Genomic DNA, 21,840 nt, shown 5'->3' with positions numbered 1-21,840 from the left:
ACAGCCGCCTTCCGGTCCAACCGGAGGCGGCTGCTCTTTTTTGCGGCGACGCGCCTCTATTTGAGGATGGTGACCTTGCCGTCGTCCAGGTCGTACTTGGCGGAGACGATCTTCAGCTTCCCTTCCTTTACCATGTGGGCGACGACCTTGGATTTCCTGGTCAGGTCGGCAGCCACGTCCTTCGCGTTGATTTCAGCGGCGCACTCGATGATTTCCTCTTTGGATTTCCCTTTGTACTTGGCCTTGGCCTTCTTGGCTGCCGGTTCGATGGCCTTTACGATGGCCCCGATGTTCCCCTCGGCCTTTCCTTTGGCCCCGACGGTTGCCGTCACCGCACCGCAGCGCTCGTGCCCAAGCACCATGACAAGCGGAGGGTGCAGGTGTTCCGCCGCATACTCGACGCTTCCCAGGACCAGCGGGTCAGCCACGTTTCCGGCCACGCGGATCACGAACACCTCGCCCAGGGCCTGGTCGAAGACGATCTCTGGCGGGACCCGGGAGTCTGAGCAGGAGAGGATGATGGCGTACGGCTGCTGTCCCTTGGCCAGCTTGCCGCGGGCGGTGGCGTCGCAAAGGGCCGACGACTTCATCTTGCTTTCCACGTAGCGGTTGTTGCCGTCGATCAGCTTCTGCAGCGCTTCGTCGGCGCTGACCCCTGCAGCCGCGCCCGAGGCGAAAGCTATCCCTGCCGTTGCTGCCAGCGCCGTTGCCAGCGCTGCGATCCTGCCTGCTAACTTGCTGCTTTTCATGTTTCTCCTCCTTTTGATGGAAATCGGGAAAATACCCGAAAGTCTCTTTGTCTGACGCACTTCGCACCGTAAAGGGCGGCCCATTCTACATGAGAACGCCGATTGTTCCAGATTAATTTTTTCGTTGCCGTTTTGGTACCTTTGCCGCAGCGGCCGCCGTGGTTGGGGAGAGGAGGGGGAGGTGGAGTTGCCGGGTTGACAACCGGTGACGGTTCGGGCACATTAGCCGGGTTGGAAATCCGAAGGAAAAGAGGTTCTGTAAAGATGTTCTGGCTGCAATTGGCAGGTGTGGCGGCGCTCGTCACTGTAGGGATATTCGGCATCGCTTTCCTGGAAGAGAAGCTGGTGAGCGGCCCGCGCAGGCGGCAGCTCCAGGAGAAGGCCCGCGAAAAGATCAACGCCGGCACCCGCCGGGAAGAATAAGCTCCGTAGTTCCTCCAAACCGTTCGTTCACCGCGATTGCGGCCTCGGCATTTGGCCATACCCTCTGCCAGATCCCTGTGCCGCCGTCGATGACTCTCCCGCACCTTGATCCACCGTTTTCCCACCCTCTTTCCCACTCTCTTTCCCCTTTTTTTCAAGAAGAAGCCAGCGGCTTGCAAGGTGTCTTACCTGCCGTATGGACGGCTGCAAACGCATTGCCGCTGCCGGCTCCGCTGCACAAACAATAGGCTCTTCTGCCTGTTTTTTCATTGGGAATAGCATGCGGGGGGCGGCGCGCGTGCCGGTGAACTCCTTTTAAATCGACATGTTAGTGGGGGGCTTGCCGGTGTGGCATGGCTTCTGCTAATTATTGGCAGGACGCGAAGCACAACGAAGTGCACGCGGACGATAGACAGGCAATGGCGCCTCTCCACCTTGGTGGGAGGCGCCTTTTTTTATTCAGCGAAAGGGGGAGGATCAGCCGCGGAGGCTGACAGGCTCACAAGGTTAAGCAGCACCAAAATCCAAGATTACAAAGGAGTAAGCAGATGAAAAAGACCATCAAGACCCTCGTAATGGCAACGGCGCTGACCATGGCAACCGCAGCAACCGCAATGGCGACCCCTTCCACCCAGATCTGGATCCCCTCCACGGACGTCCAGGGTTACAAGAGCCTGCACCTTGGCATCGACAACTACACCCGCACCTCCAACAACTCCGCCGTGAGCCACGTCAACGACCTGGGGCTCACCGCCGGCGTGCTCCCCTTCGAGAAGGTGCAGGGCGAGGTAGGCATCGACTATATCACCAACGGCAACAACGGTTACGACAGCCAGCCGCTGTACTTCAACGCCAAGCTCGGGACCCCGGAGGGCTCCCTTTTCGAAGGCTCTCCGGCGCTCGCCGTCGGCGGTTACGGTTTCGGCACCAACAGGGACAAGGGAAGCGCCTACCGCACCGACCAGGACGTGATCTACGGGCTCGCCGCGAAGACCCTCCCCGTCGTCGGGCGTCTTTCCGCTGGCTACTACGTCGGCAACGACCAGCTGCTGCTCGACGTCGACGGCAAAAAGGAAAACGACGGCGTGCTCCTCTCCTGGGACCGCACCATGAGCGAGATCTCGGACAAGCTCTGGGTGGCGGTCGACTACCAGGGAGGCGACAACGCCTTGGGCGCGCTCAGCTTCGGCGCCTCCTGGGCCTTTGCCAAGAACGTCTCCGTGATCTTCGGCTACGACATCTACAACGAGAAGAAGCTCGCCGGCGAGAACACCTTCACCACCCAGCTCGACATCAACTTCCCGTAGGGCCGTCAGCTTCCGAGCACCTCGAGGGACGCGAACTGAAGAGGAGAGGGGACACCGGTCCCTTCTCCTCTTTCTTTGAATGCGCGGGGACTGTCACAGGAAGGCAGGGGCAGCTTATAAAATTTTTTCGAAAAAATGGTTGACTGTAGTTCGAAGCCTGTGGTACAAAGTGGGACTCAATGACGCGGGGTGGAGCAGTCTGGTAGCTCGTCGGGCTCATAACCCGAAGGTCACAGGTTCAAATCCTGTCCCCGCAACCAAAACATAACGCCGCTTAGCCCACAAAGCTAAGCGGCTTTTTTGTTTGTCTGACGCAGTTGCTGACGCAGGCAGAGGCATGATCACTTGCCTGTACCAACCTCTCCTTTCAACCCCTCCACAGTTTCATAGCCCCCTTTAAAGACCGCGGCATCGTTTCTGCCAGCTATTAGAAGTTAGTTACTGTTCAAGGCTTACTCTGACATGGCTCAGCGAGGCTGTTGCTGAAATGATGGTGCGAACTGTGCGGCGGAGTGAAAGCTGTCGATTCAGGAGACGCGACATCACGGCCGAACAGGACTCCGACAGATACGTGTTTGACACTCTCGCGCTATTGTGGTATTGAAGTACTTTATTGCCATTATCTATTTTTTTGCACAGATCCGGAGGGCAGTTCAGAGGAACCGAGTCATGAAAAAAGCTAGAGAAAAGAGGACCTGTAACCGAAGCGTCAGCCGCGCGCTGGACGTTTTGGAGCAGTTCCTCCTGGATGACCACGAGATCGGTCTGACGGAGCTGAGCCGGCGCCTCAAGCTGCCTAAGAACAACATATTCCGGTTGCTGGCCACGCTGCAGCTGCGCAACTACGTATCCAGGGATCCGGTCACGGAGCGGTACCAGCTGGGGTTCATGACGGTGGAGCTGGCCCAGAGGGCCCTCTGGCAGCGGGGGCTCGGTGGGGCCCGGAAGGTGATGGAGCGGCTGGTGCGCCAGTGCAACGAGACAACCTGCGTTTCCATCATGTCCGACTACAGCGTGATTAATCTCGACTCGGTGGAGTGCGACCACAACCTGCGGGTCATGCCCACCCTCGGCGTGCAGCTCCCTGCCTACTGCACCGCTCCCGGGAAGTCGTTCATGGCGCATTTCGGCGAGGAGGCGATCGCCAAGTACACCTCGATCAACAGATTCGAGAGGCACACCCCGCACACCATCACCGATGCGGAGAGCTGGATGGACCAACTGCGGGAGATCGCCCAGCAGGGGTACGCTGTGGAGTTCGAGGAGTTGAACCTTAGCGTGAACAGCGTCGGAGCCCCCATCCGCGACTACACCTCGCGCGTTATCGGCGCGGTGAGCATGCTGGGGCCTTCACAGCGTTTTCATCCCGAGCGGATAGAGCAGGAGCTTGCGCCGCTTTTGAAACAGGGAGCAGCGGACATTTCCGCCACGCTTGGCTATTAAAGCTGAAGCGCGGGGGGCGCGCCGAAGCTGGTTGCAGCAGATAGGGTAAAGAAATTACAGGGGATGAAAGACATGAAATTCAACGGAACTGAATCCTACATCGCCACCGAGGATCTGAAGCTGGCGGTCAACTCGGCCATGGTGCTGGGGCGTCCGCTGCTGGTCAAGGGGGAGCCGGGCACCGGCAAGACCATGCTGGCGGAGGAGGTGGCGCGTGCCCTGGACAAGCCGCTGTTCCAGTGGCACATCAAGTCGAGCACCAAAGCACAGCAGGGGCTCTACGAGTACGACGCGGTGTCGCGCCTGCGCGACTCGCAGCTTGGCGATGCGCGGGTGCACGAGATAGGGAACTACATCGTCAAGGGGAAGCTCTGGGAGGCGTTCGAGTCGGAACGGCAGGCGGTGCTTCTCATCGACGAGGTGGACAAGGCGGATATCGAGTTTCCCAACGACCTGCTGCGCGAGCTGGACCGTATGGAGTTCTTCGTCTACGAGACCAGGGAGCTGGTGCAGGCAAAGCACCGCCCGGCGATCATCATCACCAGCAACAACGAGAAGGAGCTCCCGGACGCGTTTTTGCGCCGCTGCTTCTTCCATTACATCCGTTTCCCGGACCGGGAGACCCTGGAGAGCATCGTTTCGGTGCACTACCCCGGCCTGAACCGGGCCCTGGTGAAAGAAGCCCTGGAGGTGTTCCTGGGGGTGAGGGAGATGCCTGGGCTCAAGAAGAAGCCCTCGACCTCGGAGCTCCTCGACTGGCTGAAGATCCTGGTCGCGGAGGGGGTTGCGCCGCAGACTCTGCAGGCTGCAGGAAAGGAGAGGCTGATTCCCCCCTTGCACGGGGCGCTCCTGAAAAACGAGCAGGACCTGCAGCTTTTCCAGGGGCAGCCCCGGCACACCGGCTTGGGCTTTCGGGCCTGAGGCGATGCTGATCGACTTCTTCCTGGGGCTAAAGCGCGCCGGCGTGCCGGTGACGCTGAACGAGTTCCTGACCCTTCTGGAGGCTCTCAAGAGAAGGCTCGCCTTTGGCAGCGCCGAGGAGTTCTACTATCTGGCGCGCCTGGTCCTGGTGAAGAGCGAGGCCAACTACGACAAGTTCGATCGCGTCTTCATGGAGTTCTTCGAGGGTGCGACCCTTGGGGGCGGCGAACTGTTCGCGCAGATCCCGGAGGAGTGGCTGCGCAAGATCAAGGAGAAGTTCCTCTCCGAGGAGGAAAAGCGGCAGATCCAGGCGCTGGGGGGACTCGACAAGCTCCTGGAGACCCTGAGGCAGCGGCTGGCCGAGCAGAAGGAGCGGCACCAGGGAGGGAGCAAGTGGATCGGGACCGGCGGCACCTCTCCCTTCGGCGCCTACGGCTACAACCCCGAGGGGATCCGGATCGGCCAGGCTGAGTCGCGCCACCGGCGGGCGGTCAAGGTGTGGGACAAGCGGGAATTCCGCAACCTCGACGGCTCGGTGGAGCTTGGGACCCGCAACATGAAGATGGCCCTGCGGCGGGTGCGCGACTTCGCCCGCGAGGGGGCGAGGGAGGAGCTGGACCTCCCCGGTACCATCCGGGCCACCGCCAGCAACGGCGGCTACCTGGATCTGCGCATGGTCCCGGAGCGGCACAACAAGGTTAAGGTGCTGCTGCTTCTGGACGTGGGAGGGTCGATGGACCCCCACGTGGAACTTTGCGAGCAGCTCTTTTGCGCCACCCGCAGCGAGTTCAAGCACCTGGAGCACTTTTACTTCCACAACTGCGTTTACGAAAAGATATGGCGCGACAACCGGCGCCGCCATCAGCATCACCTCGCCACCTTCGATCTGATCCACCAGTTCGGCCCGAACTGGAAGCTGATCATGGTCGGGGACGCGACCATGGGGCCGTACGAGATCGAGTGGCCCGGCGGGAGCGTGGAGCACGACAACGCCGAGCCCGGCTCGACCTGGCTCTTGCGGCTTTTGGCCCAGTACCCGCGGGCCGTCTGGCTGAACCCCGCGCCGCAGCGGGAGTGGGAAGTCACCCGGTCGGTGCGCCTGATCCGGCAGCTGATGGGGGACCGCATGTTCCCCTTGACGCTGGACGGGGTGGGGCAGGCGGTCGATTTGCTGAACCGGTAAGCGCCAACTTCAGGAGGTTCTCATGCCACCATACGCCGGATTCGAACAGGGTCCGATCCGCCCACCCAGCGAAGCCGAAAGCCTGTTGATCCGCGTGAACCGGAACTGCCCCTGGAACCGCTGCACCTTCTGCTCCCTTTACAAGAAACAGAGGTTCTCCATCCGGCCGGTGGAGGAAGTCATCCGCGACATCGACACCGTTCACCATTTGATCAAGCAGATCGCCCAGGGGGTGCCGCCGCAGACCCTGCCGGGGGACCACCAGGGGGTGCTGGCGGCCTGGAGCTGGTATTGCGGCGGGATGCACTCCGTGTTCCTGCAGGATGCCGACTGCCTCACCTACCGTCCCGAAAACCTGGTGCGGATTCTCCGTCATCTTAAGGAGAGGTTCCCGGGGGTGAAGCGGATCACCTGCTATGCCCGCTCCGAGAGCCTCGCCCGTACCCCGGACGCCGCCCTCAGGGAGCTGGCCGCGGCGGGACTGAACCGTATCCACGTAGGGATGGAGACCGGGTCTGAAGCACTGCTCAAGCTGGTGCAAAAGGGGGTCGACAAGGAGGGGCAGGTGGCAGCCGGGCTCAAGGTGAAGGGGGCGGGGATCGAACTCTCCGAGTATTTCCTTGCCGGGCTCGGCGGGACGGAGCTCTCCCTTGAGCATGCCGAGGAGAGCGCCGAGGTCATCAACAGGATAAATCCCGACTTCATCCGCTTCAGGACGCTGCACATCCGGGAAGGGGTGGAGCTCTTCCCCGGAAGCGGGGACCAAAAATTCCGCTTCGCGTCGGACCAGGTGCTGGCCCGGGAGATCGGCGCCTTCCTCGCCGCGCTCGACGGCATCACCAGCGCGGTCAGAAGCGACCATGGCTTCAACCTGTTTCAGGAGATAAACGGCGCTTTCCCGGCAGGCAAGGAGCGCCTGGTCGCTGTCCCGAGGAGATTCCTGGAGCTGGAGCCGGATCAGCGGATGTTGTTCCAGGTGGGGAAGAGGACGGGTCGCCTGCTGCGCCTGGACGATCTGAAGCGCCCGGACCAGGTCGAGCCTGTGCGCAAGTTCTGCAGGGAATCCGGGATCACGGCCGCCAACGTCGACGAGCGGATGCACGAGATGATGCAGGACAGGATGAGAAGGGGCATCTACGGCTAGATCTCAGTAGAGGTCGGGGTTCGCGAATGGGTCCTCGAGGCGGAAAGAGCTGTCCCCCTTCTGCTGCAGGCTCCCCAGGCGGTAGGCAAGCTGCGGGCGGGTGAGCCCCAGGGCCCTTGCCGAAGCGGCAAGGTTCCCCCCCTCCTTCTCCACCGCGGCCCGGATCAGCATGCTTTCCACCTGCTCCAGCGTCAGCCCCCCGTCGAGGACCGCCTCGCAGAGCTCCTTTCCGGTCGAGTCGCGGTTGATGTCGAGGCTACCTGTGCTGCTGACGCCGTATTCGACGCTTCCCTCCTCCGCAGTGGAGGAGAACATCTGGTCCAGCTCGATACGCGAGCCGGGCTGGGCCAGTATCACCCCCCGCTCCACCATGTTCTGCAACTCCCTGATGTTTCCAGGCCAGTGGTAAGCCAAAAGGGCCCGCTTCGCCTTGTCGGTGAAGCCACGCAGCCTCTTTCCCTGTATGGCCGCGTATTTCTCCACGAAGCGCTCCGCAAGGAGCAGGATGTCATCCTTGCGCTCCCTTAAAGAGGGAATCTTGACCAGGAACGCGTTCAGGCGGTAGTAGAGGTCCGAGCGGAATTTCCCCTCCTGCACCAGCTGTTTCAGGTCGATGTTGGTCGCCGCCACCAGTCTTACGTCCACCTTGCGGACCTTGTGGTCCCCCAGCCGCTCGATTTCTCCTTCCTGCAGCACGCGCAGAAGTTTTGCCTGCGCCGGCAGAGGCAGATCGCCGATCTCGTCCAGGAACAAGGTGCCGCCGTCGGCCCGCTCGAAGCGTCCCGGGCGCGAGGTCAGGGCGCCTGTGTAGGCCCCCTTCTCCACGCCGAAGAGCTCCGATTCCACCAGGTCGTGGGGGATGGCGGCGCAGTTTACGGCGATGAACGAAGCCTTGCTCCTGCTGCTGCGCTCATGCAGGGTGCGCGCGAACACCTCCTTGCCCACCCCCGTCTCCCCCTGCAAAAGGACCGTGATCTGGCTTGCCGCTGCCTGCTTGAGCAGCCCGAAGGCAGTTGTGAAGGCCTGGGACTTGCCGACCACGTCCGCCGGCAGCTTTTCCTTCTCGTTGATCGCCGAGCGCAGCTCCACCACCTGGGTCTGCAGTTCTATCAGTTCGTCGACTATGGGGTCGGGATGGAATATCCTCCTGAACTCGGCGGCGTCCTCCCACTCCTCAAGCGGTTTGCCGACGGTGCGGCAATGTCTGTCACCCTTGCCGACGCACTCCACCTCCTTGTAGAGGATCGGGCGCCCCATCAGCGTCGAGGTGTAGCCGCAGGCATACCCCAGCTGGCTCCAGCAGGTCGGGGCGGTATGAACCCCGTAGTGCTTCTTGTGCCAATTCCCCTCCCAGGAGTTCTCCCACATGAAATGGCCGGAGAACTTGCCTGCTGCACGGTCCACGTCCAGCTCAAGTGTGGTCACCTTGGCGATCCCCTCCAGGGTGTGCAGCTGCGTCCCGACGAGGAACGCCTCCTGGTCCGGAACCCCCTCGAGCTGTCTTTTAAAGACCTCCGCGTCCTGGGCGCCGGAAGCGAATCCCATGCGCATGAGCAGGGCCCGCGCCCGGTCCATGCCGAGGGTGTCGATCAGCTCCCTGCGCATCGCCCCTTGCGCCTCCGCGTGGATCAGCAGCATGCGGTGCTCGTGCAGCCAGATGTTGCCGGTGTCGGCGCAAAAATGGACCAGGGAGCGTACCTTGTTCCTTGTCGCCTCCGCTGAGATGTTTTTCTTTTTCTGCGATTTGCTCATCTTTGCCCGCCCCTCCAGAGCCCTCATTTTCATCGAATAACCTTGCAGCGTATTACGGTTCCCCCTCCCGTCCACGGAGGGGGAGAGCTGGAAGCGCCCTCCGTGGACGGGAAGAGGGAATAGTTAAAATGGTACTCCAATACCACAATTCCTGAAAAACAATGTTATATAGAATCGTAGACATTTGCAAGCCGCTTTCTTTGTATCCCGCGTATACGTTCAGGCGCAGTTCCCGATAGCGCCCGTTTCCCCCCTCCCGCAGTCACAGTCGAACCTTGAGAAATGAACCGCAACCAATCCACCGGCCGGGTCCATCTTTGCCCGGAAACCGGCACTGGGGTCATTTACCCTGTGAAATCAGCGAAGTGTTCATGCCGCTTCGTGGGGGGGGCGGATAGGCTTTGCGGCATCGTTTCATCAAATGATGAAACCGCCTCGGCGCACATCCCCGGAATTCATCAAATGGTGAAACGGTCCTCAATCCCTTCCGGCCGCGGATAAATCGCATGCGGCAGAATATGCTCTCCCTCCGATCCCGCAATCCCTAGATATCTCAGGGTATTCCCGGAAGCTAAAACCTCGCACACAACCGATAACATTGTTTTGGCACTCTGCATGCTAATAGGTGATATGTGCCTGGGAGAAAACTCCCGCTGCAGGTCCGAGAGAACGGACTGCATGGGGCGGGCAGGGGCTGGTGGTGTAACTAGTCGGTACTGAAGCCTATTTGAGTCGGCAGCGCCACTGCTGCCAATCCCGCTTTGTCAAGCGCTGCAGGTCTCATTTTCAGTAAAACATTTGTTTGCACCATATCGGAAGGAGGACGAGCCATGAGTGTACCGGGTGATGGGCAAGACGGCGTGACCATGGAAACAATGGAGACTGCGTGCATCGATGCGGCAAGCACCGCCGGGGCCGCGGCGGCTCCGAGCTTCGGACAGCTCGCGGCCTACCTGGCGCTGTTCATGGGGCTCAGCTGGGCGATGATGTACTTCATCCCGACGGGGCTGCTCTTCACCGTGCTGCTCCCTGCATCCTTCTACGTGCTCTTCAGCATCGTGGTGTTCTGCCCGCTCGTTTCGGGTGGCTGGCCCTTCGCGCCCCCCCTCGGCAACTGGAAACCGGCCGACGGCGTCTGGAAGCCGGGGCTGTCGAGCACGGCGCTGTTAGCCGCGATCGCCGTCGCGGGCCCCCTGGCCACGACATACCTTTACCCCCGCTTCCCGCTCTTTCCGGTCGGGTTCTGGTGGGGCATCATCCTCTTCACCGTGACCCTCTGGTATGCCTTCACCTGGAACGGGTGGCCGCTGAACCAGAAATGCTCGCCGGCTCTGCGCGGCATCGGGGGGGCGGCGGTCATCGTCGGCATCACCGCGCTTTTGTGGCAGCTGGTGAACCTCTCCGGCACCCCATTCGCCGGCGCCCCCTACGATCCCGGGGGCCCCTTCCAGGCGGAGTGGTTCTTCGGCTTGCTGGTCTGGATCATCGTCTGGATCCAGGCTTTCTCCAACGTGCTCAGCTTCCAGCAGTGGCCCTTCTACAAGCTCCCGCAGCCTATCGGCGAGATCGCCAACACCGCAGTCTGCATCCTGCTCGGCTGGCTCTGCTGGACCGTGAGCCTCAAGTTCATGTCGCCGACCTTCTCCTTCGCGGCTGTCGGGGGCTCCATCATCGGCATGCAGAACTTCCACGGCGCCATCTTCGGCTACTACCCCTTCGCGAAGTACAAGCAGCCCAAGCGCGGCATCTGCAACTTCGTGACCGAGCTGGTCCTCGCCTTCGGCTGGATCGCGCTGATGCGGTTGATCATGCCACCCGTCCTCGCCAAGGCGCAGGCGGCTGGGCTCCCCTTCGACCTGAACGTGGTCTCCGTGCTGTTCACGCTCCACTTCGTGGCCCTTTTGACGTTGATCCACAACTTCTATTTCCTGAGGGCGCCGCTTGCCCCGAGCGGTCCTCCTCCCGCGCCGGAGTAGGGCCCCTGGCCGTTACCCTCACCCACGCCCCTCTCCCACCTGCGGACCGGAGCCTACGGAGGGCGAGGGGAGACAAGACACCCGCCCCGTCACTTTATGGAGGAGTCGGAAATGGAAAAGCAAACCGGCAAGTACCAGGTGAAGATCCTGGGTATCGAGGAGTATCGGGCGCTTACCGCGTGCCAGAGCGCCTGCCCGGTGGGGACGGACACCAAGCGCTACGTCAGCGCCATCTCCAAGGGTGATTACGAGAAGGCCTACCTGATCGCCAGGCAGACCAATCCGCTGGTCTCGGTCTGCAGCAGGGTCTGCACCGCGCCCTGCGAGAAGTCCTGCCGCAAGGGGGCGACCGGCAACCCGGTGGACATCCGGGCGCTGAAGCGCTTCGCCTGCGACCAGCACGGCGCCGCCTCGACGAAGTTCGTGGTGCAGCGGCTGGACGAGCTCTCCCGGCGCTCCGATTGGGTGAGCGACCGCGCCGGCAACCACGTGCTGAACCTCTCCAGGCACCTGGGGAAGGCGAGGCTGAAAGGGAAGGGGGGCGCCCAGCCGGCGCGGGTGGCGATCGTCGGCTCCGGCCCCACCGGGCTCTCGGCGGCCCACGACCTGGCGCTCTTGGGGTACGGCGTGACCATCTTCGAAGCGGCTCCGCAAGCCGGCGGCCAGCTCCGCTCCGGGATCCCGGCCTTCCGTCTCCCGAAGGAGGTGCTGCAAAAGGAGATCGACGCCATCCTGGAGCTCGGGGTGGAGCTCAAGGTGAACACCACCATCGGCGCCGACCTCACCTTGAGCCAGCTGCGCGAGCAGGGTTACCAGGCGGTCCTTCTCACCATCGGCCTGCAGGACCCCATGCGCATCCAGATCGAGGGGACCAGCCTGTACGGGGTCTACAACGGCATCGACTACGTCCGCCATCACGAAAAGATCGATTTGGGGAAGAGCTGCCTCGTCATCGGCGGCGGGGGGGTGGCCATCGACTGCGCCCAGCACGCGGTGCGCCAGGGGGCGGAGCAGGTGATGATCGCCTGCCTGGAATCGTGGGAGACCATACCTGCCAGCCGGGTCGAGATCGAGGACGCGCAGGAAGAGGGGATCCGGTTCCATCCCTGCATGGGGCCGCAGCGCTTTTTGGGCGAGGACGGGAGGGTGACCGGGGTCCAGTTCATGAAGGTGGCGTCGATCCTGGACGGGGAGGGGAGGTTCAACCCGAGCTACGTCCCGGACTCGGTGGAGGTGTTCCGGGTGGACTCGGTGATCCTCGCGGTGGGGCAGGCCTCGAACCTCTCCTCCCTGAAGGGGCTTGAGGGGCTGGAGATCACACCCGCCGGGCAGATCAAGGCGGGCGACGACATGTCGACCAGCCTCCCCGGGGTCTTCGCCGGTGGCGACGTGCGCTGGCGCTTCGCCCGAAACGCCACCGAGGCCATCGCCGACGGCCAGAAGGCGGCCCGCTCCATCCACGGCTACCTGCGCGGCGAGTCGCTCAAGGTAAGGCAGAGGGGGTACATGAGGGCGCTGCCGGTCGACTTCCAGAACACCCGCTGCGACACCATCGCCGCCGCCAAGATCCCCAAGAGGGAGGCGGGGGAGAGGGTGAGGACACGGGAGGAGATCACCCTGGGGTTCGAGGAAAAACAGGCCCGCGAGCAGGCGGCCCGCTGCCGGCAGTGCAGCATCCAGACCGTCTTCGACCGCTCCCGCTGCCTTTTGTGCGGCACCTGCGTCGACACCTGCGTGCAGGGGACGCTGAAGCTGGTGCGCCTTGAGGAGATCGAGGGGGACGAAAAGCTCGTGCAACTCACCGAGGCCCTGGAAAAGGGGGCCCCCGCGGCGAAGGCCAGGACCGCGATCATCAAGGACGAGACTAGGTGCGTCTCCTGCGGCATGTGCGCCCGGCGCTGCCCCGGCGGGGCCATCACCATGGCGGAGTTCAACCTGGACGAGGAATGGGAATAAGAGGAGAAAACCTATGAGCGCAACGGTCTACACCATCAGAGATTCCATCAAGAACCTTCCCAAGAACATCAGGACCTCCGTGGTCCGCCCCGTGGAGGGGACACCGGAGCAGGCGCGGGCGGCGGCGGTGTTCGGCAACGTCTTCTTGCACATCCACCCGGCGCGTGTGCACGAAAACTCCCTGCGTTTCGGCTACACGCTGGGGCTGGGGCTGATCTCCTTCTACCTGTTCCTGATCCTGGCCATCTCCGGGACGCTCCTCATGTTCTACTACACCCCGTCCACGCAGCTTGCCTACCACAACATGAAAGACCTGGAGTACGTGGTCTCCTTCGGGGTGATCCTGCGCAACATCCACCGCTGGTCGGCCCACGCCATGGTCGCCTGCGTCTTCCTGCACATGTGCCGGGTCTTCTACACCGGCTCCTACAAGGCGCCGCGGGAGTTCAACTGGGTGGTGGGGGTCTGCCTGCTCCTGATGACCCTCTTTTTGAGCTTCACCGGCTACCTCCTCCCGTGGGACCAGCTCGCCTTCTGGGCCATCACCGTGGGCTCGAACATCGCGGCGTACGCCCCCTGGATCGGGGAGAAGATCCGCTTCGTGATGCTCGGGGGGAACGAGGTGGGGCAGATGGCGCTGATCCGGTTCTACGTGCTGCACGTGGCCCTGCTCCCGGTGCTAGCGCTCATCCTGATGGGGGTCCATTTCTGGAGGATCCGCAAGGACGGCGGCCTCTCCCGCCCGGCGGCCGATTAGCGGCAGCGTTCAACAGATCAAAGGAGGTGCAGCCATGCACGTCGTGAAAAAAGAAGAGATTTTTCCGAGGGACCCCAACAAGACCTATTCGCTGATGGCCATCGTGGAAGGGGACTCGCTCCAGGTGGACAAGGACCCGGGCGACACCGTTTCCAGCTGGCCGCACCTGGTGCTGCGCGAACTGCTCCTGTTCCTGGTGGTGGGGATCGTCATCGTGGGGGTGTCGCTTCTGTTCAACGCGCCGCTCGAGGAGCCGGCCAACGCGCTTCACTCCACCAACCCGGCCAAGGCCCCCTGGTACTTCGTGGGGATCCAGGAACTGGTCAGCTACTCCGCGTTCCTGGGGGGGATCGTGGCTCCGGCGGCCATCGTGCTGTCGCTTTTGTTCCTCCCCTACCTGGACCGCAACCCCGCCGGCGTCGGCGTCTGGTTCGCCAGGGAGCGCAGGGTCGCCACCGCACTTTTCACCGTATTCGTGGTGACGATGCTGGTCCTGACCGTGATCGGGCAGTTCCTGCGCGGGCCGAACTGGACGCTCTACCTCCCCTGGAAGTGACCTGCGTTCCCCCCTTTGCGAAGGGGGGACAGGGGGGATTTGCCTCTCCGCGGTAAAACCAAATCCCCCTAAATCCCCCTTCTCAAAGGGGGACTTCAAAGCGAAAGACAACAAGGAGGATACGTCATGGAACTGAACAACTGTGGGGGCGCGACGACCATGCCCGGCGAGCTGGACGAAGGTCGCAGGAGTTTCGTGAAGAAGGTGACGGCCACCACCCTCGCCCTGGGAGTGGGGGGGATCGCGCTGCAGACCGGGCGGTTTCTGAAGCCCAACGTGCTCTACGAGCCGGCCCGCGCCTTCAAGGTGGGGGACCTCTCCATCTTCCCGATCGGCAGCCGCATCGTCATCGAGGGGCGCGGCGTCGAGATCGTCAGGGAGCGCGACGGCATCCACGCAGTTTCCCTGACCTGCACCCACCTGGGCTGCCTGGTGAAGCAGGTCGAGAACGACCCGGACGTGGCTTACGCCTGCCCCTGCCACGGCTCGACCTTCGCCCACAAGGGGGAGGTGCTGGGCGGGCCGGCCCCCAAGGACCTCCCCTGGTTCGAGATGTACATGGACCACACCGGCGCCCTCGTGGTGGACACCTCCAAGGTGAACCGCGAGCGGACCAAACTCGTCGTCTAAGGAGGACAAGCAGATGGAAAAAGCAGTCATACGTAGGCTCACCACACTCTGCATCGTCTGTGGGCTCGTCTGCCTGGTCCTCCTGGGAGTGGCGGGATTCCGGGATACCAACCGGGAATGGAAGTACTACCAGGAGGATTACCGGCAAAAGCTGTTGGGGAAGGTGGGACGGGACAAGAACCCGGCCATGTACCAGCGCATCGTGCAGATGAAGCCGGAGCTCAAACAGGTGGTGGTGGGCGAATGGCAGACGGTGGATCGCTGCGTCACCTGCCACATCTCCATCGAGGACCCGCTCTTCGCCCAGGCGGCCCAGCCGCTGAAGACCCATCCCCACCCGGAGCTGTTGAAGCAGCACCCGGTGGAGAAGTTCGGTTGCACCATCTGCCACGGGGGACAGGGGCTCGCCACCACCTACTACGGCTCCTCGCATGAAACGATCCACAACTGGCCGGTGACGCTCGTCTCCAAGGGGCTGATGCAGTCGCGCTGCGGCTACTGCCACAAGGACTTCGAGGCGATCAAGGCTGACAAGCTGATCCAGGGGCGCGCCCTTTTCCAGGAGCTGCACTGCGCCGGCTGCCACCAGATCAACGGCCAGGGGGGCGCCGTCGGTCCCGACCTGAGCGGCTTCGCGGACAAGGACCCGAGCAACTTCCCCATGGAGAACCTGAAGGGGAGCCGCTCCAAGCAGAACTGGGTCATCGAGCACTTCAGCGACCCGCAGCGGGTCTCCCCCGGCTCCTCCATGCGCGCCTACGCCATGAGCGAGCGGCAGGTCGAGGCGCTGGCGAGCTACGTGCTGAGCCTGAACCAGAGGGAGTTCACACGGAAGTACACCCCGAAGCTCTCCGCCGGCTTCGTGCCGCCCCGGGTGGACACGGTGCTCCCCGAGCCGGGACTGAACAGCTCGCAGGCGGAACCGGACGTGAAAAAGGAACTGCGCCTTTAAACGGAAGACACAGGAGCCAGACATGAAAAGAACCGTCTTAACCATAGCGGCGGCGCTCACCCTGGGGGCGCTCGCGACGCCGGCACCGGCCGCGCCGGCCCCCCCCAGGATGCCCTACGCCTTCGAGATGTACTGCGTCATGTGCCACCAGCAGGGTGTCCAGATCGGCCCCACCGGCATCTTCGACATGCAGAGTAAAAGCGGCAACCCGCTCCACGAGCAGTACATCCGCAACAACGTCCGCTTCGGGATGAAGGCGATGCCCGCCTTCAGGCTCTCCGAGGTGCCGCCCAAGGAGCTGGACGGATTCGTGGCGTACCTGAAGGATGTCGCCGCCTACCGCAAGACCAACCCGAATTACCGGCCGGCTCCGGCCAAAGGAGGGGCAAAGAAATGACCAGCCAGAACAGAAGGTCCTTTTTCAAGACGGTTTTCGCCGCCGGAGCGGCCATGGCGGTCTCCGGCACCGGCACTCTCGCCGGCCGCGCGCAAGCCGCGCAAGCCTCCGCCATCGACGGCATCTGCCTCTACGCCCCGGGGCTGGCGACGGCCCGCGACTTCGTGGAGGCGATGCGAAAGAGCGCGCCGGGCAACTGGAGCGTGCAGCCGCTCTCAGGCTCTCTCACCGACTGCTATTTCCAGGCGGCGCTTCTTTTCGATGACGCGCGGAGGGGGAAGACCAACACTTTCGTGGGGGTCCTGGACCAGGCGAGCTTCGCCGTCGTGCACGAGGCGATTCTGGATCGCGGGGGGCGCTTCCACTACGTGACTCAAGAGGGGCGGGACCGGGTCACCTTCTCCGCAGAGGTATAGGACGCCAAACCACCAGGAGGTATCAAGATGAGCCGTTTCGTTGCGCTTCCCAAGGGAGTATCGGAAGAAACCTTCGCCAGGGCGATCAAGGAGTACCGCGCGCTTTTGGGCGAGGGGAGGGTGAGGACCGACCCCGCTTCCCTGCAGTCCTATATGAAGATCATGATCCCGGAGTCGGAGGAGCTGCACAAGCCGTCGGCGGCGATCTACCCCAAATCGGTGCAGGAGATCCAGAAGATCGTCGCCATCGCCAACAAGTACAAGACGCCGCTTTGGACCGTCTCCACCGGGAAGAACATGGGGTACGGCACGGCGGCTCCGGCAACCCGCGGCCAGATCGTCCTGGACCTCAAAACCATGAACCGCATCATCCACGTGGACGAGGAGCTGGGGTACTGCCTGGTGGAGCCCGGCGTCACCTACTTCGACCTGCAGCAGCACTTCAAGAAGAACCGGATGAACCTCTGGGTCGACGTCCCGGCGCCGTCGGCGATGGCGAGCCCGGTCGGCAACACCGCGGACCGCGGCGTGGGGTACACCCCCTACGGGGAGCACTTCCTCTTCTCCTGCGGCATGGAGGTGGTGCTCGCCAACGGGGACCTGATCCGGACCGGCACAGGCGGGCTCCAGAACTCGACCTCCTGGCAGACCAACAAGTGGGGCAACGGCCCCTACGTGGACGGCCTCTTTACCCAGTCGAACCTGGGGATCATCACCAAGCTCGGGGTGTGGCTCATGAAGGGCCCCCCGCCGGGAGGGTACTTCCCGTTCCTGATGAAGTTCCCCAAGGTGGAGATGCTCCCGGAGATCATCAAGACCCTGATGCCCCTGCGCATGAACCAGATCATCCCCAACGCCTGCATCGTGGTCAACGCCGGCTGGGAGGCGGCCGGCTACTTCACCTACGACAAGAACGGCAAGGGGACCAACCGGGAGACCTTCTACAAGGGTAAGGACTCGCTCCCCCCCAAGGTCTTCCAGCAGATCATGGACAAGTACGACGTCGGGGCCTGGAACTTCTATGCGGCGCTTTACGGCTCCCCGGAGCAGGTGGCGCTCAACTGGAAGTACGTCTCCGGGGCCTTCAAGCAGAAGTTCGGCAAGGACGTCCGCATCATCACCGAGCGGGAGGCGAAAGACGACCCGATCTTCGAGTACCGCCGGCAGCTGATGATGGGGGGCTCCACCCTCCAGGAGTTCGGCCTCTACAACTGGCGCGGGGGCGGGGGATCGATGTGGTTCGCGCCTGTTGCGGCGGCGCGCCCCTCCGAGTGCGACCAGCAGATGAAGGTGGCGACGGACATCCTCAACAAGTACGGCTTCGACTACGTCGCCGAGTTCATCGTGGGGTGGCGCGACATGCACCACATCATCGACCTGCTCTACGACCGCACCCAGCCCGAGGAGATGAGGCGCGCCTACAAGTGCTTCGACGAGCTCCTCACCGTCTTCACCAAGAACGGCTACGGGACCTACCGCACCAACACCGCGTTCATGCAGAAGGTCTCCCACAGCTACGGAGAGGGGATGCGCGACATCCACCACAAGCTGAAGCGGGCGCTTGACCCCAACAACATCCTGGCGCCGGGCAAGTCCGGGATCAACCTCCAGGCCTAGCGCCGGGACCGGGCAACAGACCACCACAGTCGAGGAGGCATCTAGATGAGCAGCTTTATCGCACTCCCCAAGGGGATAAAGGAAGAGACCTTCGCCAAGGCGATCCGCGAGTACCGCTCCCTTTTGGGAGAGAACCGGGTCCGGACCGACGCGGCGGCCCTGCAGCAATATCTCGCCAACACGGTGGCCCCCAGCGCCGCCCCGAACCGCCCCTCGGCCGTCCTGTATCCTTCGAACGAGAGCGACGTGCAGGGGGTGGTCCGGATCGCCAACCGCTACAAGACCCCGCTTTGGACCTACTACGGCGGGGAGAACCGGGGCTACGGCTCCGCGGCCCCGGCAACAGACGGGCAGATCGTCCTTGACCTGCGCGGCATGAAGAAGGTGCTCGAGGTGGACCGGGAGCTCGGGTACTGCCTGGTCGAGCCGGGCGTCACCTATGACGAGCTGCAGCGCTACCTGGCCAAGAACAGGATCGACCTCTGGCTGGACACGCCGGCCCCGGCGGCGGGGGTGAGCATCGCCGGCAACATCCTGGAGCGCGGCACCGGCTACACCCCGTACAGCGAATCCTTCCTCTTCTCCTGCGGCATGGAGGTGGTGCTGGGTGACGGCAGCCTGATCCGCACCGGCATGGGGGGGATCCCCAGGACCACCAGCTGGCAGGTTTTCAAATGGGGCTTCGGCCCCTACGTGGACGGCCTCTTCTCGCAGGGGAACTCCGGCGTCGTCACCAAGGTGGGGGCCTGGCTCATGCCGCCCCCGCCGCCGGGAGGGTACAAGCCCTTCTGCATCAGGTTCCCCTCGACCGACATGGTTCAGCACATCGTCAAACCGCTCATGTTCCTGCGCGAAACCCAGATAGTCCCCAACGCCTGCGCGCTGGTGAACGCGGGGTGGGAGGCGGCCACGGTGGCCCAGGGGAAGAAGAAGGGGTTCGTGAACGGCGGCAAGGGGACCCTTGCCACCCGCAAGGTGATGGACGGCTATGGCGTCGGGGCCTGGAACCTCTACGGCGCGGTGTACGGCTCCCCCGAGCAGGTGGAGCTGAACTGGAAATACGTCTACGGCACCTTCACCAAGGCCTTCGGCAACAAGATCAAGATCATCACCGAGAAGGAGGCCAAGGGGGACCCCGCTTTCCAGTACCGCGCCCAGCTCATGAAGGGAGGGGTGACCAGTAACGACCCGCTCGACTCCTGGCGCCCCGGCGGCGGCTCCATGCGCTTCCAGCCCACGGCGGCGGCGCGCCCCGGCGAGATCGCCCAGCAGGTGAAGCTGGCCACCGAGATCGTGAACCGGCACGGTTTCGACTACTTAAGCGAGCTGGTCTTTTTCTGGCGCGACGCCCGCCACGTCATCGACCTGCGCTTCAACCGCGCCGATGCCGGCGAGGCCCGGCGGGCGCACCAGTGCTACGACGAGCTGACCAGGTCCTTCACCAAGCGCGGCTGGGGGATCAACCGCACCAACCCCGCCTTCATGGGGCAGGTGGCCGACAGCTACGGCCCGGCGCTGCGGCGCTTCAACAGGACGGTGAAAAAAGCCCTCGACCCGAACAACATCGTGGCCCCGGGCAAGTCGGGTATCACCCTGGCCTGACCCTTACATGCAATAACGACAGGAGGAATCAATGAAGCACGCACGGATCCCGATCTTCGCCCTTTTGCTGGCCGTACTCTTTCTCTGCCGCCCGGCCCAGGCATTCAACAGCAGTTCCTTCAACGGAACCGCCGACTTCTACGCCGGGGCGGCGCCGCCGCCGGGGCTGCACCTGATCGACTACAACGTGTTTCTGGATATCAAGAAGATCGAGAACAAGGGGCAGGGACTCACCGAGGGGGACGGCTCGCTCACCGCCGTCGCCTTCCGTCCCATCTACGTCTCCGACAAGGGGCTCTTCGGGGGGAACTTCCTGATGCACTCCATCATCCCGATCCTCTCCGTAGAGGCGAACGTCACCGCCCAGACCCCGGGCGGCCCGGTCAACGTCGAGGGGCATGACGGCGGGCTCGGTGACGTCTACTTCGGGGTCGGCATGGCCTGGCACACCAAGACCTGGCACTGGCTCACCGTGCTGGACGTGATCACCCCCACCGGCGCTTTCGATGCCAAGAAGCCGATCAACGCCGGCAACAACGCCTTCATCATCGAGCCGGTGGTCGCGGTGACCGGGCTCTTCGACAACGGGATCGAGGCGAGCGCGAAGCTGATGTACTCCTACCACACCAAGAACTCGAAGTACGTCGAGGCCGGGACCGGCCTCAAGGGGTACCAGACCGGGCAGGCGGTCCACATGGACTACATGCTGAACTACGCCGTCGCACCCAGCTTCAAGCTGGGGGTAACGGGGTGGGTCTGGCAGGGGCTTGAGGACGACAAGATAGGCGGGGCCAAGCGCCCCGACACAAAGGACCGCGAATTCTCCATCGGGCCTGCTGCGCGCTACCAGAACGGGAAGTTCGCCCTTTTGGGCAAGTACGTGATCCCTGTGTCGGCCGAGAACCGCATCGAGGCGAACCAGACCTGGATCGACCTGGTCTATTCCTTTTGACAACGGAGCCAACCATGAACAGCGCCAAGAGCATACTGATCATCAACCCCGGCTCCACCTCGACCAAGATCGGGGTGCACCTTAACGGGGAGATGAAGGTGAACCAATCGGTGAAGCATGCGGACGAGGAATTGAGAAAGTTCCCGACCATCTGGCACCAGTACGACTACAGAAAGGACGCCATCCTCGGGGTGCTTTCGGATAACGGGCTCTCCGTCCGGGAGATGAACGCCATCGCCTGCCGCGGCGGCAACGTGAGGCCGCTTCCGGGGGGGACCTACCGGGTCTGCGGCAGGATGATCGAGGACATGAAGAGCGGCGTCTACGGCGCGCACCCCATCAACGTGGGGGGGCTTGTCGCCTACGACCTGGGCAGGGAGTACGACATCCCGGTATTCACCGCCGATCCCCCCATGACCGACGAGCTCTGCACCTCGGCCCGCTACTCCGGGATTCCGCAGATCGTCAGGCAGAGCAGCTTCCACGCGCTGAACCAGAAGGCGACCGCGCGCAAGGTCTCGGCGGAGCTCGGGAAGAGCTACCAGGAGGTGAACCTGATCGTGGTGCATCTTGGGGGGGGCATCTCAGTCGGGGCGCACAAGGAGGGAAAGATCGTCGACGTGAACAACGCGCTCGACGGCGACGGCGCCTTTTCGCCTGAGCGCGCCGGGACGCTGCCGGCCGGGGACCTGGTGAAGCTCTGCTTCAGCGGGGAGTACACAAAAGACGAGATCCTGAAGCTTCTCACCGGGCGGGGCGGGCTCTACGCCTACTTAGGCACCACCAACGCCATAGAGATCGAGAGGCGCATCGCGCAGGGGGACCAAAAGGCCGCCGAGGTTTACGAGGCGATGGCGTTCCAGATTGGGAAGGAAGTGGGCGCCGCCGCGGCGGTCCTGGAAGGGAAGGTGGACGCCATTGCCCTCACCGGGAGCCTCGTTTACTCCAAGGTGCTCCTGGAGAGCCTGCTCAAAAAGATCTCCTTCATCGCCCCGGTGCACCTGAACCCGGGCGAGAACGAGATGGAGGCCCTAGCCGACGCGGTGCTTAGGTATTTCAACAGGGAAGAGGAACTGGCCGTGTACTCGTAGTTTTACCGAGTGCTTG

Annotated in this window: 20 protein-coding genes and 1 tRNA gene; 19 read left to right on the top strand and 2 right to left on the bottom strand. The window is 63.1% G+C overall.

All coding sequences use genetic code 11. The features are described from left to right. Window positions 1-56 precede the first annotated feature (56 nt). On the bottom strand, window positions 57-749 hold the full coding sequence (locus tag GEOBRER4_RS15350; protein WP_185243042.1) for a carbonic anhydrase: 693 nt from the start codon (window positions 747-749) through the stop codon (window positions 57-59). A gap of 264 nt (window positions 750-1,013) precedes the next feature. Between GEOBRER4_RS15350 and GEOBRER4_RS15345 the strand changes: the two genes are divergently transcribed. The 7 genes from GEOBRER4_RS15345 (at window position 1,014) to GEOBRER4_RS15315 (ending at window position 7,170) form a co-directional block, all read left to right on the top strand. Continuing rightward, on the top strand, window positions 1,014-1,172 hold the full coding sequence (locus tag GEOBRER4_RS15345) for a hypothetical protein (protein ID WP_015838381.1): 159 nt from the start codon (window positions 1,014-1,016) through the stop codon (window positions 1,170-1,172). 548 nt (window positions 1,173-1,720) lie between these two features. Further along, window positions 1,721-2,479, top strand: coding sequence for a hypothetical protein (locus tag GEOBRER4_RS15340; protein WP_085811799.1), 759 nt, complete (start codon window positions 1,721-1,723; stop codon window positions 2,477-2,479). A 183-nt stretch (window positions 2,480-2,662) separates the two neighbouring features. Then, a tRNA-Met gene (locus GEOBRER4_RS15335) sits at window positions 2,663-2,739 on the top strand. 409 nt (window positions 2,740-3,148) lie between these two features. Continuing rightward, window positions 3,149-3,922 (top strand): IclR family transcriptional regulator, encoded by a 774-nt coding sequence (locus tag GEOBRER4_RS15330; RefSeq protein ID WP_185243041.1) that lies wholly within the window; start codon window positions 3,149-3,151, stop codon window positions 3,920-3,922. Window positions 3,923-3,994: 72 nt separating this feature from the next. Continuing rightward, window positions 3,995-4,843, top strand: coding sequence for an AAA family ATPase (locus tag GEOBRER4_RS15325; protein WP_185243040.1), 849 nt, complete (start codon window positions 3,995-3,997; stop codon window positions 4,841-4,843). A gap of 4 nt (window positions 4,844-4,847) precedes the next feature. Beyond that, window positions 4,848-6,026 carry a vWA domain-containing protein gene (locus tag GEOBRER4_RS15320; protein WP_185243039.1) on the top strand — a complete coding sequence of 393 codons (1,179 nt, stop codon included), beginning with the start codon at window positions 4,848-4,850 and terminating at the stop codon, window positions 6,024-6,026. Window positions 6,027-6,048: 22 nt separating this feature from the next. Further along, window positions 6,049-7,170 carry a radical SAM protein gene (locus tag GEOBRER4_RS15315; RefSeq protein WP_185243038.1) on the top strand — a complete coding sequence of 374 codons (1,122 nt, stop codon included), beginning with the start codon at window positions 6,049-6,051 and terminating at the stop codon, window positions 7,168-7,170. A gap of 3 nt (window positions 7,171-7,173) precedes the next feature. On the opposite strand, the gene GEOBRER4_RS15310 is transcribed toward GEOBRER4_RS15315, so the two are convergent. Beyond that, window positions 7,174-8,922, bottom strand: a complete 1,749-nt coding sequence (locus GEOBRER4_RS15310; RefSeq protein WP_185243037.1) for a sigma-54-dependent Fis family transcriptional regulator — start codon at window positions 8,920-8,922, stop codon at window positions 7,174-7,176. Window positions 8,923-9,752: 830 nt separating this feature from the next. Here GEOBRER4_RS15310 and GEOBRER4_RS15305 point away from each other — a divergent pair. The 12 genes from GEOBRER4_RS15305 to buk all read left to right on the top strand — a co-directional run bounded on the left by GEOBRER4_RS15305 (window position 9,753) and on the right by buk (window position 21,824). Continuing rightward, complete coding sequence (locus tag GEOBRER4_RS15305) at window positions 9,753-10,898, top strand: hypothetical protein (RefSeq protein ID WP_185243036.1); 1,146 nt, start codon at window positions 9,753-9,755, stop codon at window positions 10,896-10,898. A 111-nt stretch (window positions 10,899-11,009) separates the two neighbouring features. Next, the gene (locus tag GEOBRER4_RS15300) at window positions 11,010-12,854 is read left to right on the top strand and encodes an FAD-dependent oxidoreductase (RefSeq protein ID WP_185243035.1); all 1,845 of its coding nucleotides are present in this window, start codon (window positions 11,010-11,012) and stop codon (window positions 12,852-12,854) included. 13 nt (window positions 12,855-12,867) lie between these two features. Further along, window positions 12,868-13,611, top strand: a complete 744-nt coding sequence (locus GEOBRER4_RS15295; protein ID WP_085811805.1) for a cytochrome b N-terminal domain-containing protein — start codon at window positions 12,868-12,870, stop codon at window positions 13,609-13,611. Between the two features lie 34 nt (window positions 13,612-13,645). After that, complete coding sequence (locus tag GEOBRER4_RS15290) at window positions 13,646-14,167, top strand: cytochrome b family protein (protein ID WP_085811806.1); 522 nt, start codon at window positions 13,646-13,648, stop codon at window positions 14,165-14,167. A gap of 126 nt (window positions 14,168-14,293) precedes the next feature. Further along, a complete protein-coding gene (locus GEOBRER4_RS15285; protein ID WP_085811807.1) occupies window positions 14,294-14,797 on the top strand; it encodes a QcrA and Rieske domain-containing protein in 504 nt (167 codons plus the stop codon). Between the two features lie 13 nt (window positions 14,798-14,810). Continuing rightward, the gene (locus GEOBRER4_RS15280) at window positions 14,811-15,749 is read left to right on the top strand and encodes a c-type cytochrome (protein WP_185243034.1); all 939 of its coding nucleotides are present in this window, start codon (window positions 14,811-14,813) and stop codon (window positions 15,747-15,749) included. 22 nt (window positions 15,750-15,771) lie between these two features. After that, the gene (locus GEOBRER4_RS15275; RefSeq protein WP_085811809.1) at window positions 15,772-16,146 is read left to right on the top strand and encodes a c-type cytochrome; all 375 of its coding nucleotides are present in this window, start codon (window positions 15,772-15,774) and stop codon (window positions 16,144-16,146) included. Next, window positions 16,143-16,562 carry a twin-arginine translocation pathway signal protein gene (locus GEOBRER4_RS15270; protein ID WP_185243033.1) on the top strand — a complete coding sequence of 140 codons (420 nt, stop codon included), beginning with the start codon at window positions 16,143-16,145 and terminating at the stop codon, window positions 16,560-16,562. Before GEOBRER4_RS15275 ends, GEOBRER4_RS15270 begins: the two co-directional genes overlap by 4 nt. A 27-nt stretch (window positions 16,563-16,589) precedes the next feature. Further along, window positions 16,590-18,179 (top strand): FAD-binding oxidoreductase, encoded by a 1,590-nt coding sequence (locus GEOBRER4_RS15265; RefSeq protein ID WP_185243032.1) that lies wholly within the window; start codon window positions 16,590-16,592, stop codon window positions 18,177-18,179. Between the two features lie 45 nt (window positions 18,180-18,224). Continuing rightward, complete coding sequence (locus tag GEOBRER4_RS15260; protein WP_185243031.1) at window positions 18,225-19,781, top strand: FAD-binding oxidoreductase; 1,557 nt, start codon at window positions 18,225-18,227, stop codon at window positions 19,779-19,781. A gap of 31 nt (window positions 19,782-19,812) precedes the next feature. Continuing rightward, the gene (locus GEOBRER4_RS15255) at window positions 19,813-20,733 is read left to right on the top strand and encodes a SphA family protein (RefSeq protein WP_185243030.1); all 921 of its coding nucleotides are present in this window, start codon (window positions 19,813-19,815) and stop codon (window positions 20,731-20,733) included. A gap of 14 nt (window positions 20,734-20,747) precedes the next feature. Continuing rightward, window positions 20,748-21,824: a butyrate kinase gene (buk, locus tag GEOBRER4_RS15250; RefSeq protein WP_185243029.1), complete on the top strand. Its 1,077-nt coding sequence runs from the start codon at window positions 20,748-20,750 to the stop codon at window positions 21,822-21,824. Window positions 21,825-21,840 lie beyond the last annotated feature (16 nt).

Source organism: Citrifermentans bremense, from assembly GCF_014218275.1.
GTDB lineage: Bacteria > Desulfobacterota > Desulfuromonadia > Geobacterales > Geobacteraceae > Geomonas > Geomonas pelophila.
The sequence above is the reverse complement of the archived record's forward strand: the minus strand, read 5'-3'. Positions and strand labels throughout refer to the sequence as shown.

Bases quoted from the DNA above. Each gene is read 5' to 3' on its own strand.
- GEOBRER4_RS15325 (WP_185243040.1), top strand. From the start codon at position 3,995: ATGAAATTCAACGGAACTGAATCCTACATCGCCACCGAGGATCTGAAG.
- GEOBRER4_RS15310 (WP_185243037.1), bottom strand. From the start codon at position 8,922: ATGAGCAAATCGCAGAAAAAGAAAAACATCTCAGCGGAGGCGACAAGG.
- GEOBRER4_RS15330 (WP_185243041.1), top strand. From the start codon at position 3,149: ATGAAAAAAGCTAGAGAAAAGAGGACCTGTAACCGAAGCGTCAGCCGC.
- GEOBRER4_RS15295 (WP_085811805.1), top strand. From the start codon at position 12,868: ATGAGCGCAACGGTCTACACCATCAGAGATTCCATCAAGAACCTTCCC.
- buk (WP_185243029.1), top strand. From the start codon at position 20,748: ATGAACAGCGCCAAGAGCATACTGATCATCAACCCCGGCTCCACCTCG.
- GEOBRER4_RS15340 (WP_085811799.1), top strand. From the start codon at position 1,721: ATGAAAAAGACCATCAAGACCCTCGTAATGGCAACGGCGCTGACCATG.
- GEOBRER4_RS15290 (WP_085811806.1), top strand. From the start codon at position 13,646: ATGCACGTCGTGAAAAAAGAAGAGATTTTTCCGAGGGACCCCAACAAG.
- GEOBRER4_RS15260 (WP_185243031.1), top strand. From the start codon at position 18,225: ATGAGCAGCTTTATCGCACTCCCCAAGGGGATAAAGGAAGAGACCTTC.
- GEOBRER4_RS15270 (WP_185243033.1), top strand. From the start codon at position 16,143: ATGACCAGCCAGAACAGAAGGTCCTTTTTCAAGACGGTTTTCGCCGCC.
- GEOBRER4_RS15300 (WP_185243035.1), top strand. From the start codon at position 11,010: ATGGAAAAGCAAACCGGCAAGTACCAGGTGAAGATCCTGGGTATCGAG.
- GEOBRER4_RS15345 (WP_015838381.1), top strand. From the start codon at position 1,014: ATGTTCTGGCTGCAATTGGCAGGTGTGGCGGCGCTCGTCACTGTAGGG.
- GEOBRER4_RS15255 (WP_185243030.1), top strand. From the start codon at position 19,813: ATGAAGCACGCACGGATCCCGATCTTCGCCCTTTTGCTGGCCGTACTC.
- GEOBRER4_RS15315 (WP_185243038.1), top strand. From the start codon at position 6,049: ATGCCACCATACGCCGGATTCGAACAGGGTCCGATCCGCCCACCCAGC.
- GEOBRER4_RS15285 (WP_085811807.1), top strand. From the start codon at position 14,294: ATGGAACTGAACAACTGTGGGGGCGCGACGACCATGCCCGGCGAGCTG.
- GEOBRER4_RS15350 (WP_185243042.1), bottom strand. From the start codon at position 749: ATGAAAAGCAGCAAGTTAGCAGGCAGGATCGCAGCGCTGGCAACGGCG.
- GEOBRER4_RS15320 (WP_185243039.1), top strand. From the start codon at position 4,848: ATGCTGATCGACTTCTTCCTGGGGCTAAAGCGCGCCGGCGTGCCGGTG.
- GEOBRER4_RS15280 (WP_185243034.1), top strand. From the start codon at position 14,811: ATGGAAAAAGCAGTCATACGTAGGCTCACCACACTCTGCATCGTCTGT.
- GEOBRER4_RS15305 (WP_185243036.1), top strand. From the start codon at position 9,753: ATGAGTGTACCGGGTGATGGGCAAGACGGCGTGACCATGGAAACAATG.
- GEOBRER4_RS15265 (WP_185243032.1), top strand. From the start codon at position 16,590: ATGAGCCGTTTCGTTGCGCTTCCCAAGGGAGTATCGGAAGAAACCTTC.
- GEOBRER4_RS15275 (WP_085811809.1), top strand. From the start codon at position 15,772: ATGAAAAGAACCGTCTTAACCATAGCGGCGGCGCTCACCCTGGGGGCG.